The sequence below is a fragment of the Streptomyces sp. GLSS-08 genome, from assembly GCF_056387915.1.
Map to the genome: position 1 here is coordinate 290478 of NZ_JBWJAQ010000005.1, position 12137 is coordinate 302614.

Below are 12137 nucleotides of genomic sequence, written 5' to 3' on the forward strand. Positions count from 1 at the left end.
CGGCTACTCGCCGTGCGCCGCCGTCAGCCCCTGGACGCGGCTGACGAACTCCACCTTCGGGTCCGCGGCCGTGCTCGCCGGGTCCAGGACCGCCTGGTTGGAGACGAACTCCAGGGTGAGGGACTGCTTGACCTCGCCCTCGCCCTTCATCAGGGCCTTGATGTTCGGGTCGGTCACGTTGAGGTCCACGCCCTGCGCGGCCGTCTGCTTCTCGAAGTGGCGCGTGCCGAAGAAGACCAGCGCGCCGCCGTCCGCGGTGCGCAGCCCGGCCGGGGCGTAGTCGCCGGCCGACAGCGCCTCGTCGACGTACTGCCGGGCGAGGCCGGGCTTGCTCGCGTTCTTCCTGCGCAGCGTCCGCCAGCCGGACGTGTGGGCACCCGGCGCGAAGTCGTCGCCGCCGCTCTTCAGGTACGTGGCGTACGACCGGCTCAACCTCGCGGGGCTGACGGCCAGTCGGGTGTCACCGGCGGCGACGGGCTCGGCCCAGCCGTCCTTGTCCTTCGCGAAGGCCGGTACGTCGTCGGCGGACACCACGGTCAGATACGAGACCCGCCACACGTCGTCGGCGTCGCCCCGGGTGAAGACCAGCAGCCAACGGGAGTCGGCGGCACCCTTGTTGGCCTTGGTGTCGGCGAGGAACCAGCGGGGCCAGCCCGCCTTCTTCGGGATGGCGAACTTCGCGTCGGTCAGCTTCAGCGGCCGGTGGGCAGGGTTGCCCGACGGGTTGTTGGTGTGACCGGCCCGCAGCTTCGCGCCGTCGATGTCGGCGAGCGGCCCGGCGACCCGGTTCGCGTCCAGGGACGGGTCGTACGCCCGGTCGGCCTTGTTGTAGGCGGACAGGAAGTCCCGGAGAGCGCGGGCGGCTTCGGACTTCTTCGCCCCGGGGAGCACCTCGCGCTCCCCGTGCACCACCACGCATCCGCTCGCCGTGACGGACAGCGCGATCCCCGCCGCCATCGCCGGCACGGACCGCCTCAGCCTTCCAAGCCTGCTCATCGGGTCCCTTCGCCTTCCCCAGTCCCGGGCCCGAACCCTACCGGGCAACGAACGGGCCCCGGCGCGGGGATCCGCAATCGGGCCCCGTCGTGACCTCCGGGCACGGACCGGACCGGACCGGCGAGGTCGCCCGGCCGGTTCAGCTCCGGTCGGCCACCGCGCCGCCGGACGCGGGCTGCGGCTGCCCGGGAGCGGGCGCGGTCCTCCCCGCGCCGAAGCCCAGCGGCCACAGGAAGACGAGCAGCGTGGGGACCAGGTACAGCGCCCACACGGTCACCTGGAGGACGGTCGGGTCGGGCTGGAAGTTGAAGACGCCCTTCAGCAGCGTGCCGTACCAGCTGGTCGGCTCGATGGTGCCGCTGATGTCGAACGCCAGGTGGGTCAGGCCGGGGATCCAGTCGGCCTCCTGGAGGTCGTGGACGCCGTACGCGAGCACGCCCGCCGCGACCACGACCAGCATGCCGCCGGTCCAGGTGAAGAACTTGGCGAGGTTGATCCGCAGGGCGCCGCGGTAGAAGAGCCAGCCGAGCAGGATCGCGGTGGCGAGGCCCAGGGCGACGCCGATCAGGGGGCGCGGCGTCCCGTCGCTCGCGGCGTGCACCGACGCCCACACGAACAGCGCCGTCTCCAGGCCCTCCCGGCCGACCGCGAGGAACGCGGTGGCGACCAGCGCGCCCGTGCCCATCGCCAGCGCCGCGTCCAGCCTGCCGTGCAGCTCCGCCCTCAGATGCCGGGCGGTGCGCCGCATCCAGAAGACCATCCACGTCACCAGGCACACCGCCACGATCGACAGCGAGCCGCCCAGCGCCTCCTGCGCCTGGAACGTCAGCTCCTGCGAGCCGAACTCCAGCGCGCAGCCGAAGCCGAGCGCCAGGACCACGGCGACCCCGATGCCGGCCCAGATGGGCCGCAGGGCGTCCCGGCGGCCGGTCTTCACCAGGTAGGCGATCAGGATGCAGACGACGAGACTGGCCTCCAGCCCCTCGCGCAGGCCGATCAGATAGTTGCCGAACACGGCTACGCCTCCTTCGAGAACAGCGCCCGGCCCCACCAGTCGTCCTTGTCCCGGACGCCGGGGGGAACCGCGAACAGCGCCGAACCCACGTGCTGGATGTACTCGTTGAGCGCGTCGGCACGCGACAGGTTGCGCTGCACCGGGATGAAGCCCTTGCGGACGTCACGCTGGTACGCGAGGAAGAACAGCCCCGCGTCCAGGCGGCCGAGGCCGTCCGTGCCGTCGGTGAAGGAGTAGCCCCGGCGCAGGATCGTCGCCCCGTCGTTGGAGTGGGGGTGCGCGAGCCGGACGTGCGCGTCGGGCTTCATCGCCTTCAGGAACGGCTCGTCGCGCTCCTTCGCCTTGCCGACGGGAGCGCCCTCGCCCTTGTCGCGGCCGAAGACGTCCTCCTGCTCCACGAGCGAGGTGCGGTCCCACGTCTCGATGTTCATCCGGATGCGGCGGGCCACCAGGTACGAGCCGCCGGTCATCCAGTCGGGACCCTCCCCGCCCACCCACACGAACTTCTTCAGCCGGTCGGTCTCGGTGCCCGCGATGTTGCGGGTGCCGTCCTTGAAGCCCATCAGGTTGCGCGGGGTCTGCGCGTCCGGCGTCGTCGACGACGTCTTGCCGAAGCCCAGCTGGGACCAGCGGACGGCGACCTTGCCGAAACCGATCCGGGCGAGGTTGCGGATCGCGTGCACCGCGACCTGCGGGTCGTCCGCGCACGCCTGGATGCACAGGTCGCCGCCGCTGCGGGCCTTGTCCAGGTTGTCGCCCGGGAACCTCGGCAGGTCCACCAGGGCCTCGGGACGCCGGTCCCGCAGCCCGAACTTCTCGAAGAACGAGGGGCCGAACCCGATCGTCAGCGTCAGCCGCGACGGCTTGAGGCCCAGCGCCTCACCGGTGTCGTCCGGCGGCGCCTCGGCGAGACCGCCGTACGCGCCCTCGCCGACCGCGTGTCCCGCGGTCATCCGCGCGGCGGCCTCGGTCCAGTCCTTCAGCAGCTGTACGAAGGCGGCGCGGTCGTCCGTCTTCACGTCGAACGCGGCGAAGTGCAGCCGGTCCTGGACCGCGGTCGCGATGCCGGCCTGGTGCGGGCCGTGGAAGGGGACCGCGGCCCCCGTCTCGGCGCCGGCCGGCTCCACGTCGTTGCCGGCGCGGCTCATCGCCACCGCGCCGCCCGCCGCGACGGCGCCCAGCGCGAGCCCGGCGCCGCTCCAGCCGATCAGGGAACGCCGGGACGGCGTCTGCGCGCTGTCCTCGGCGGCGGTGCCGGACGTGTTCTCGGTGGTGTCCGTCATGGGGGTCCCCTCGCTCACTTCACGACGGCGGCGGCGAGCTTGGACAGCGGCTCGGCGAGTGCGTTGACGGCGTCCTGGAGATCCTTGACGTCGGACTTGCCGAGCTTGTCGTACGAGACGAAGTCGTACGAGGTCTTGTCCGTGCGGTACTTGTCGAGCAGCGTGTTCAGCGCGGTGAACTGCTTGTCCAGCTCCTTGGTCAGCGCCGCGTCGTTCTCCCCGGCGACCGGCTTCAGCAGCTCGTACGCCTTCTCGGCACCCTCGACGTTGCCCTTGAAGTCGACGAGGTCGGTGTGCGAGTAGCGCTCCTCCTCGCCGGTGACCTTGCCGGTGGCGACCTCGTCGAGCAGTTCCTTGGCGCCGTTGGCCATGGACGTCGGGGTGATGACGGCCTTGCCGACGCGCTTCTGCCAGTCGGTCAGGTCCGCGACCAGCCGGTCGGCGAGCTTCTTCTCGGTCGCGCCGATCTTCTTGTCCTGCCAGAGGGACTTCTCCAGGCGGTGCCAGCCCGTCCAGTCCTTCTCCGGGTCCTGGCCCTCCTCCAGGCCGTCCTCGCGGACGTCGACCTGCGGGTCGATGTCACCGAAGGACTCGGCGACGGGCTCGGTGCGCTCCCAGCCGAGACGCGAGGGCGCGTACTCCTTCTTCGCGGCGTCGATGTCGCCGTCCTTGACGGCCTCGGCGAACGCCTTGGCCTTCGGCAGCGTCTCGTCGGCCTGCTCCTGCGCGTACTCGCGGTAGGCGGCGACGGCCTTGTCGAGGCGGGGGTCGCGCTTGGCGACGCTGCCGCCGGTGACGGTGAGCTTCTGGCGGACGCCGTGGCCCTTCATGCCAGGACGGCAGGCGATCTCGTACGAACCGGCCTTGACCTCGGCGGTCAGCGTGTACTTGGTGCCCGGGCCGATGTTCTCCTTCTCGGAGACGATCCTGTCGTCGGGGAAGACGATCTCGACCTCGGTGGCCTTGGAGCCCTTGTTCTCGATCTTCAGGGTGACCTGGCCGGCCGGGACCGACTTCGACGAGGTGTCGCACTCGGTGTCCGCGGCGGTCACCTGGATCGTGCCGCTGCCGCCCTTGGCGTCGCTCTTCTCCGTGCAGCCCGTGACGGCGGTCAGAGCGGCCGCGGTGGCGGCTGCGGTGACGACTGAGAGTCGGACGGCTCGCATGAAGGCTCCAGGTGAAGGGACGGACGAACCGCGCGGGGCGACCCGCGCGGGAGAGTGAGGCTGGCCTAACTTATCTGAGGCTTGCCTCAGTGGTACCCACCCGTCCGGTGATTCAGCTCTCACAGGGGGCTCACGGGCACGGCCTGATCACGATGGCCAAAAGTCGCCCCCAAGGAAAGGTCAAGCGGAGGTAAAGAGGATTGTTGCCCGCACCCCGGATCACGGAAGGGCGGCCGGGGCGCGGCGGGCGCACGGAGGCGCGAACGGGCGCGCGACCGCCGGTACGGGATCCGCGCGGCACCGACTGGCCGCCGCGCGGGGTGTTTGAATGCGCGGGTGACTGACTTCGACGTACTGCGCGTCTTCTGCGGACCCGGCGGCGGCCACGGCAACGAACTCGGCGTCGTCCGCGAGGGATCGGTGCTGCCGGACCGCGGGGAGCGGCAGGACTTCGCCGCCAAACTCGGGTACAGCGAGACCGTGTTCGTCGACGATCCCGAGCGCGGAGTCATCGACATCTACACCCCCACCCTGCGGCTGCCCTTCGCCGGGCACCCCTGCGTCGGCGCGGCCTGGCTCCTCGACGTGCCCGAACTGGTCACGCCCGCCGGGATGCTGGGCACCCGCCTCGACGGCGAGTTCAGCTGGATCGAGGCGCGCCCGGAGTGGGCCCCGCCGCGCACGCTGCGGCAGTACGCCTCGGCCGGCGAGGTCGACGCCCTCCCCGTCCCGCCGCCCGGCGAGTGGATCTACGCCTGGGCCTGGGAGGACGAAGCCGCCGGCCGGGTCCGCGCCCGCGCCTTCCCCGGCCGCGACGACGGCATTTGGGAGGACGAGGCCACCGGAGCGGCGGCGCTGCTGCTCACCGCCCGCCTCGGCCGGGCACTGAACATCATCCAGGGGGCGGGCTCCCAGATTCTCACCGCGCCGCAGCCGCGGGGATGGGTCGAAGTGGGGGGCCGGGTACGGCTGCTGCGCGGCTGACCCCGCCGTACCGGCCGGGGTGCCGACGGACAGGGCTTCGGGCGGACGGGGACGTCAGGCGGACAGCGGGAACTTACCCGGATCGCGGTCGCCCCACCCGTCGTCCCACGGAAAGGGCCCGCCCCGTGGGACGGGCCCGTCTCGCGGTCCGCGGCGAGGACACGGCGGAATTCCGGTCCCCCGGCGACGACTACGGCAGGGTGAGGATCTCGGCGCCGCTGTCGGTGACGACCAGGGTGTGCTCGAACTGGGCCGTCCGCCTGCGGTCCTTCGTGACGACCGTCCAGCCGTCGTCCCACATGTCGTACTCGTGGGTCCCGAGCGTGAGCATGGGCTCGATGGTGAAGGTCATCCCGGGCTGGATGACGGTGGTCGCGTGCGGGCTGTCGTAGTGCGGGACGATCAGCCCGGAGTGGAACGACGAGTTGATCCCGTGGCCCGTGAAGTCACGGACCACCCCGTACCCGAACCGCTTGGCGTACGACTCGATGACCCGCCCGATGACGTTGATCTGGCGGCCGGGCCTGACCGCCTTGATGGCACGGTCGAGGGACTCGCGGGTCCGTTCGACGAGCAGCCTGCTCTCCTCGTCGACGTCCCCGACGAGGTAGGTGGCGTTGTTGTCGCCGTGCACACCGCCGATGTACGCCGTCACGTCGAGGTTGACGATGTCGCCGTCCCGCAGGACGGTGCTGTCCGGGATGCCGTGGCAGATGACCTCGTTGACGGAGGTGCACAGCGACTTGGGGAAACCGCGGTAGCCGAGCGTCGACGGGTAGGCGCCGTGGTCGCACATGTACTCGTGTGCGACCCGGTCCAGTTCGTCCGTCGTGACACCGGGGGCGATCAGCTTCGCGGCCTCGGCCATCGCCCGCGCCGCGATGCGCCCGGCGGTGCGCATCGCCTCGACGGTCTCCGGGGTCTGCACCTCGGGGCCGGTGTACGGCGTCGGCGCGGGCTTGCCCACGTACTCGGGACGCCTGATGTTTCCGGGGACGGAACGGATGGGGGAGAGCTCCCCTGGTACGAGCAGCGACTGGCCAGACATGCCAGCGAGTCTAACCAGCGGCCATGGGGGAACATGTCCCTGGCGAAAGGAGCTGGTCATGGCCCTGTTCAAGAAGCGGACCGCCGGCAAGCCCGGTGAGTGGTACTACTGCCTGGAGCACAAGAAGGTCGAGGAGGGCCCCGATTGCCCCGCCAAGGACCGGTTCGGCCCCTACGCCTCCCGTAAGGAGGCCGAGCAGGCGATGGAGACGGCCCGGGAGCGGAACCTCCAGTGGGAGAACGACCCCAAGTGGCACGACCCCACCCCGAAAGGCACGGACGAGGTCTGACGGACGGGTCCGGCCGCCACCACGACTGCGGCCCGGCCCGCAGGGCCGGACCAGGCCCGCGACGCCGGATCCGGGCCGTGACGACGGATCCCGGCCGCGGGGACGGTCGTGGCCGCGACGACGGATCCCGGCCGCGGTGGCCGTCCCGGCCGGCTGTCAGCGCGGGCGAGGGGGCGTTCCCCGTCGCGTCCGCCGGGGCTCACACGGCGTCCGGCGCGGGAGCCGTCGCCCCCGCCTCGCGCAGGGTCCGCTGCCGTAGCGCGTGCTCGTTCGTGCGCACGTCGTACGTCATCAGCTTCGGCAGGCACAGGGCCAGGAGCCCCACCGCGCCCACACAGAGGGCCCCGCCCGCCCAGATGGACGTCCGGACACTCGTCCACGCGGCCATGCCGCCCGCGCGGACCTGCCCGAGCTGGGGCCCGGCGGAGTAGGACAGCAGCTCGATCCCGGCAAGCCGGCCGCGCAGCTCGTCCGGGATGGTCTGGTTCCACATCGCCGCGCGGAAGATCCCGCTGACCATGTCGAAGCAGCCGCCGAGGACGAGGAACGCCAGCACCGGCCAGACGTCGTGCGCGGCGCCCGCCGCCGCCATGGCGAGCCCCCAGCAGGCCGCCGCGAGTACCACCATCCGGCCGTGCCGGTGGACGCGCGAGGTCCACCCGCTGGTGAGGGTCACGAGCAGCGCACCGGCCGGCAGCGCCGCGTACATCAGCCCGAGCGACCACTCGGCGTCCAGCTCGTCGGCCAGGAACGGCAGCAGGGCGAGCGGCATCGCGAAGAACATCGCGGCGAGGTCGACGGCGTAGGTGCCGAGCAGTTCCTTGCGGCTCCAGGCGTACCGGGCCCCCTCGGCGATCGACCGCAGCGAGGGCCTCGCGGCCTCGTGGGCGGCGGGAGAGGCGGCGAGCCCGGCTACCAGCGCCACCGACACGGCGAACGTCAGCAGGTCCACGGCGTACGCCCAGCCGAGCCCCGCGTACGCCACCACGACGCCCGCGAGAGCCGGGCCCGCGACTCCGCCGACGGTCCAGCGCAGCGAGTTGAGGGAGGCGGCGGCGGGCAGGTGCTCGTGCGGGACGATCCGCGGGACGAGCGAGTCCAGCGCGGGCCGCTGGATCGCGCCGAGGGCGGAGGAGAGCGCGGCGACCGCGTACAGCGGCCACACCGCGGGGCGCGGCAGCAGCGAGTCGACGAGCAGAACCGCGCACAGCAGCCCCTGCCCGATCTCCGTGTGGACGATCAGCCGGCGCTTGTCCAGGGCGTCCGCGAGCGCCCCGCCGTACAGCCCGAAAACGATCATCGGTACGAGTTCGACGGCCCCGATCGCCCCCACCGCGACGGCCGACCCCGTGAGGTCCTTCATCTGCACCGGCAGGGCCACGAACGTCAGGAAGCTCCCGAAGTTCGTGATCAGCCCCGCCAGCCACAGCCTGCGGAAGTCGGCGGACACCCGCCAGGGCGACAGGTCGGGCAGCACCGAACGCAGGCCCGGGGGAGCGGCGGATTCCGTGGCAGGGGCGTCATCGGTCACGACGGGCCATCCTCAGCGGCGGACCCGCTCGGAGCAACCGGTTTTCCGCCCGCCGGGACGGCCTACCAGCGGGCCGGTGGAGGGGAGGTCAGCTGGTCCGCCAGCCGGGACAGCCGGTCACGGAACCGCCGACGCCCCCGTCGCACCGGCAGCGAGTTCTCCCCGGCCGCCGCGCTGACGAGGTGCTGGACCGTGTCGAGATCGAGCTCCGGCCCGGCGGGGACGGAGAGCGACTCGTGGGCCATCGACCGCAGTTCGCCGTCGCTCTCGTCGAGAGCCAGCACCGTCGCCCCGGCCCGCCGGGCGTCGGAGACCCGCTCAAGGAGCCGCGCCCCCGGCGTGTCCGGCGCCACCACCAGCAGCGTCTCCCCGCGCCTCGCGGCCTCGATGCGGCCGAGGCCGACCGCGAGATGGGCGGGGGCCGAGGCCCGCGCACCGTGCCGGACCAGTGTCGGCGACAGCTCCGGCGTCCCCGACCAGGCCGCCTCGTCCACCAGGTGCGCGGCCAGGTGCCAGGGCTCGTAGCCGGCCGTCCCCACCAGCAGCAGCCCGCCGCCGTGCGACACCACCGACCCTCTGAGGGCCCCGGCGAACCGCCGCGTCGCCCCCAGCCACTCGGTCCCGGCGAGCACTTCGCGCAGCAACGCGACCCGTACGGCGTCCATGGCCACGCATCCTGCCTCAATCGACTGATCGTCAGGCCGCGTTCACCGCGAATTCGCCCGGGATGGGGAAGGGCAACGATCGCTCCCCGCCCGGGGAGCCCGGCCCAGGAGCCGCCCATGACCGAGTCAAGCATCCCGTTCCGCGCCGGCCTGGAGGGCTACGCGAGTTTCCGGATCCCCGCCGTCGTCGCCACCGCCGCCGGTACCCTCCTCGCCTTCTGCGAGGGCAGGGTCGGCTCCGCGCAGGACCACGGGAACATCGACATCGTGCTGAAGCGGTCCACCGACGGCGGCCGCACCTGGGGCCCGCTCCGGACCGTCGCCGGGAACGGGAACAACCTCGCGGGCAACCCGGCACCCGTCGTCCTCGACACCGGCCGGATCCTGCTCGTCCACGTCCGCGCGGCGGCCGCCGCGAGCGAGGACGCCATCCTGCGCGGCAGGGTGAAGGCCGCCGACGGGCGCCGCGTGTGGGTGCAGTACAGCGACGACGACGGGGCGACCTGGTCGCAGCCGCGGGAGATCACCGGGCAGGTGAGGAAGCCCGGCTGGCGCTGGTACGCGACCACGCCCGGACACGCGCTCCAGCTCACCACCGGCCGGGTCCTCGTCCCCGGCAACCACACCGTCCCGCCCACCGGCGGGGACAACGGCACCGAGCCCAGGTACAACAGCGGCCACTGCCTGCTGAGCGACGACCGCGGGCAGACCTGGTACCTCGGCTACGTGGATGAGAACACCAACGGCTACGTCAACGTGAACGAGACGACGGCGGCCGAACTGCCCGACGGCCGCGTCTACTTCAACACGCGCAACGACTCGCCGTCCCCCGGCAACCGCGCGGACGCCCACTCGTCCGACGGCGGCAGGAGCCTGGAGAAGCCGTTCCGGCCGCAGGCCGGGCTCGTCACGCCCGTCGTCCAGGGCAGCCTCCTCCAGCTCCGCGACCCCGACCTGCTGCTGTACTCCGGCCCGGCCGACCCCGCCTTCCGCGCCCTGATGACAATCCGCGCCTCCGCCGACGGAGGCACCACCTGGCGGCCCGTGCACACCGTCGACGGCCTCCCCGCCGCGTACTCCGACCTCGTCCGCGTCGACGCGACGACCGTCGGACTGCTCCACGAGACCGGCGACTTCGGCGCGTACGAGACGATCACCTTCCGCCGCGTCCCCGTGACGGCCCTCACCTGAGCGGCGGGGCGGCGATCGGCGCACGTAAAGTCGGCCCATGACCTCTACCGACAGTGGCTCCACCGCCAGCCAGAAGGCCCCCGCCAAGGACCCCTGGGACCTTCCCGACGTCTCCGGGCTCGTCGTGGGCGTGCTCGGCGGGACCGGCCCGCAGGGCAAGGGCCTCGCCTTCCGGCTCGCCAGGGCCGGCCAGAAGGTGATCATCGGATCCCGTGCCGCGGACCGCGCGCGCGGCGCCGCCGAGGAACTCGGACACGGTGTCGAGGGCGCCGACAACGCCGAGTGCGCCCGGCGCAGCGACATCGTGATCGTGGCGGTGCCGTGGGACGGGCACGGCGAGACGCTGGAGAGCCTGCGCGGGGAACTGGCCGGCAAGCTCGTCGTCGACTGCGTCAACCCGCTCGGCTTCGACAAGAAGGGTGCCTACGCCCTGAAGCCGGAGGAGGGCAGCGCCGCCGAGCAGGCCGCCGCCCTGCTGCCGGACTCGCGGGTCACCGCGGCCTTCCACCACCTCTCCGCGGTGCTCCTCCAGGACCCCGCGATCGAGGAGATCGACACCGACGTGATGGTCCTCGGCGAGGAGCGGGCGGACGTGGAGACCGTGCAGGCGCTCGCCGGGCGCATCCCCGGGATCCGCGGCATCTTCGCCGGGCGGCTGCGGGGCGCCCACCAGGTCGAGTCCCTGGTCGCGAACCTGATCTCGGTGAACCGGCGCTACAAGGCGCACGCGGGCCTGCGACTGACCGACGTGTAGCGGGCGCCCGGGCATGGGGGACACTGGGATGTCGTACCGCTACGTCCGTCTGTCAGGAGCCGACCCCCATGCCCCGCCTCGCTCTGTACGCCCTTGTCGTCTGCGTCCTCTCCGTCGCCGCGGCCGTGGTCTCCTTCGTCCAGGGCAGCTGGCTCGGCGTCGTGTGGGTGCTGCTGGCCGGTCTGTCGTCCAACATGACCTGGTACTACGCGCGCCGCGGCCGGATGCGGGACGGTTCCGTCACCGGTTAGGAGACGCAGATCTCGTCGGTGCCGCGCCAGAACCGGTACAGGTCCTGGCCGCAGTACCGCTGGAGGTCGTCGATGCCCAGCCCGCCCAGGATCGCGTCGACCGCGTCGAAGAACGCGATGTTCACCGAGGGGATCCACAGCACCGCGAACACGGCGAGCAGCCCGAACGGCGCGAACGGCTCCACCTGGCGGCGCAGGCCGTACGACAGCCACGGCTCGATGACCCCGTAGCCGTCCAGGCCCGGGACCGGCAGCAGGTTCAGGATCGCGGCCGTGACCTGGAGCAGTGCCAGGAACGCCAGCGCGTACTGGAACTCGACGGGCACCCCGTCCAGGGCGTGCAGCCAGAACGGGGCCGTGCACACCACGGCGAACAGGACGTTGGTGAGCGGGCCCGCAGCCGAGATCAGGCTGTGCTTCCAGCGGCCCCGGATGCGACTGCGCTCGATGAAGACCGCGCCGCCCGGCAGACCGATCCCGCCCATGATCACGAAGATCACCGGCAGGACGATGCTCAGCAGCGCGTGCGTGTACTTCAGCGGGTTGAGGGTGAGATAGCCCTTGGCGCCGACCGAGATGTCCCCGCCGTGCAGGGCGGTGCGGGCGTGCGCGTACTCGTGCAGACAGAGCGAGACGATCCACGCGGCCGTCACGAACAGGAACACGGCCACGCCGGGCTGCTCGGCGAAGCCGGTCCAGGTGGCCCAGCCGGTGACCGCCGTGACGGCCAGGATCCCGAGGAAGACGGGGCTGATCCTCCGGTCGCTGCGGCGGGACGCGGCGGTGGTCATGGGACTCCCAGTGCTGGTGGTGGGCTGACGGTCGGGCCGGTCGGCCCGCCCGACCGTACCGGGCGCCCCCGGAAAACGTCTCGCGAGCCCCCGAGGGTTCCGGGGAAGGTGGGGGCATGCGGATGCGGCGGCGCAGCGACGGCCGCTCGGACACCGCCCCCCGACGACGGTCG

13 protein-coding genes are annotated in these 12137 nt (G+C 72.3%); 5 read left to right on the top strand and 8 right to left on the bottom strand.

Annotated elements, in window-relative coordinates:
• Nucleotides 1–3: 3 nt before the first annotated feature.
• The 4 genes from AC0ZLC_RS11595 to efeO form a co-directional block, all read right to left on the bottom strand.
• Nucleotides 4–996: an SCO2278 family lipoprotein gene (locus tag AC0ZLC_RS11595; protein WP_476751825.1), complete on the bottom strand. Its 993-nt coding sequence runs from the start codon at nt 994–996 to the stop codon at nt 4–6.
• 139 nt (nt 997–1135) lie between these two features.
• Entirely contained in the window at nt 1136–2011 is an 876-nt protein-coding gene (gene efeU, locus AC0ZLC_RS11600) for an iron uptake transporter permease EfeU (protein ID WP_476751826.1), read from the bottom strand.
• A gap of 2 nt (nt 2012–2013) precedes the next feature.
• Nucleotides 2014–3294, bottom strand: a complete 1281-nt coding sequence (gene efeB, locus AC0ZLC_RS11605; RefSeq protein WP_476751827.1) for an iron uptake transporter deferrochelatase/peroxidase subunit — start codon at nt 3292–3294, stop codon at nt 2014–2016.
• 14 nt (nt 3295–3308) lie between these two features.
• Nucleotides 3309–4460 carry an iron uptake system protein EfeO gene (gene efeO, locus AC0ZLC_RS11610; protein ID WP_476751828.1) on the bottom strand — a complete coding sequence of 384 codons (1152 nt, stop codon included), beginning with the start codon at nt 4458–4460 and terminating at the stop codon, nt 3309–3311.
• A 336-nt stretch (nt 4461–4796) separates the two neighbouring features.
• Between efeO and AC0ZLC_RS11615 the strand changes: the two genes are divergently transcribed.
• On the top strand, nt 4797–5444 hold the full coding sequence (locus AC0ZLC_RS11615) for a PhzF family phenazine biosynthesis protein (protein WP_476751829.1): 648 nt from the start codon (nt 4797–4799) through the stop codon (nt 5442–5444).
• Between the two features lie 190 nt (nt 5445–5634).
• Here AC0ZLC_RS11615 and map read toward each other — a convergent pair whose 3' ends face one another.
• Nucleotides 5635–6492 carry a type I methionyl aminopeptidase gene (map, locus tag AC0ZLC_RS11620; RefSeq protein WP_476751830.1) on the bottom strand — a complete coding sequence of 286 codons (858 nt, stop codon included), beginning with the start codon at nt 6490–6492 and terminating at the stop codon, nt 5635–5637.
• A 58-nt stretch (nt 6493–6550) separates the two neighbouring features.
• Here map and AC0ZLC_RS11625 point away from each other — a divergent pair, with 58 nt between their 5' ends.
• On the top strand, nt 6551–6781 hold the full coding sequence (locus tag AC0ZLC_RS11625) for a hypothetical protein (RefSeq protein ID WP_476751831.1): 231 nt from the start codon (nt 6551–6553) through the stop codon (nt 6779–6781).
• 199 nt (nt 6782–6980) lie between these two features.
• On the opposite strand, the gene AC0ZLC_RS11630 is transcribed toward AC0ZLC_RS11625, so the two are convergent.
• Both AC0ZLC_RS11630 and AC0ZLC_RS11635 read right to left on the bottom strand, forming a co-directional pair.
• Nucleotides 6981–8312 carry an MFS transporter gene (locus AC0ZLC_RS11630; protein ID WP_476751832.1) on the bottom strand — a complete coding sequence of 444 codons (1332 nt, stop codon included), beginning with the start codon at nt 8310–8312 and terminating at the stop codon, nt 6981–6983.
• A 62-nt stretch (nt 8313–8374) separates the two neighbouring features.
• Entirely contained in the window at nt 8375–8977 is a 603-nt protein-coding gene (locus tag AC0ZLC_RS11635) for a hypothetical protein (protein ID WP_476751833.1), read from the bottom strand.
• A 117-nt stretch (nt 8978–9094) separates the two neighbouring features.
• Here AC0ZLC_RS11635 and AC0ZLC_RS11640 point away from each other — a divergent pair, with 117 nt between their 5' ends.
• From AC0ZLC_RS11640 to AC0ZLC_RS11650, 3 genes are all read left to right on the top strand, one after another.
• The gene (locus AC0ZLC_RS11640; RefSeq protein WP_476751834.1) at nt 9095–10168 is read left to right on the top strand and encodes a sialidase family protein; all 1074 of its coding nucleotides are present in this window, start codon (nt 9095–9097) and stop codon (nt 10166–10168) included.
• 37 nt (nt 10169–10205) lie between these two features.
• The gene (gene npdG / locus AC0ZLC_RS11645) at nt 10206–10922 is read left to right on the top strand and encodes an NADPH-dependent F420 reductase (RefSeq protein WP_476751835.1); all 717 of its coding nucleotides are present in this window, start codon (nt 10206–10208) and stop codon (nt 10920–10922) included.
• Between the two features lie 68 nt (nt 10923–10990).
• Nucleotides 10991–11173, top strand: coding sequence for a hypothetical protein (locus AC0ZLC_RS11650; protein WP_476751836.1), 183 nt, complete (start codon nt 10991–10993; stop codon nt 11171–11173).
• Here the strand turns inward: AC0ZLC_RS11650 and AC0ZLC_RS11655 are convergent.
• Nucleotides 11170–11964, bottom strand: a complete 795-nt coding sequence (locus AC0ZLC_RS11655) for a site-2 protease family protein (RefSeq protein ID WP_476751837.1) — start codon at nt 11962–11964, stop codon at nt 11170–11172. The genes AC0ZLC_RS11650 and AC0ZLC_RS11655 overlap by 4 nt on opposite strands.
• Nucleotides 11965–12137: the final 173 nt, after the last annotated feature.

Coding starts and splice junctions, on each gene's coding strand:
- AC0ZLC_RS11595 (WP_476751825.1), bottom strand. CDS start 996: ATGAGCAGGCTTGGAAGGCTGAGGCGGTCCGTGCCGGCGATGGCGGCG.
- efeB (WP_476751827.1), bottom strand. CDS start 3,294: ATGACGGACACCACCGAGAACACGTCCGGCACCGCCGCCGAGGACAGC.
- efeO (WP_476751828.1), bottom strand. CDS start 4,460: ATGCGAGCCGTCCGACTCTCAGTCGTCACCGCAGCCGCCACCGCGGCC.
- map (WP_476751830.1), bottom strand. CDS start 6,492: ATGTCTGGCCAGTCGCTGCTCGTACCAGGGGAGCTCTCCCCCATCCGT.
- AC0ZLC_RS11625 (WP_476751831.1), top strand. CDS start 6,551: ATGGCCCTGTTCAAGAAGCGGACCGCCGGCAAGCCCGGTGAGTGGTAC.
- AC0ZLC_RS11635 (WP_476751833.1), bottom strand. CDS start 8,977: ATGGACGCCGTACGGGTCGCGTTGCTGCGCGAAGTGCTCGCCGGGACC.
- AC0ZLC_RS11640 (WP_476751834.1), top strand. CDS start 9,095: ATGACCGAGTCAAGCATCCCGTTCCGCGCCGGCCTGGAGGGCTACGCG.
- npdG (WP_476751835.1), top strand. CDS start 10,206: ATGACCTCTACCGACAGTGGCTCCACCGCCAGCCAGAAGGCCCCCGCC.
- AC0ZLC_RS11650 (WP_476751836.1), top strand. CDS start 10,991: ATGCCCCGCCTCGCTCTGTACGCCCTTGTCGTCTGCGTCCTCTCCGTC.
- AC0ZLC_RS11655 (WP_476751837.1), bottom strand. CDS start 11,964: ATGACCACCGCCGCGTCCCGCCGCAGCGACCGGAGGATCAGCCCCGTC.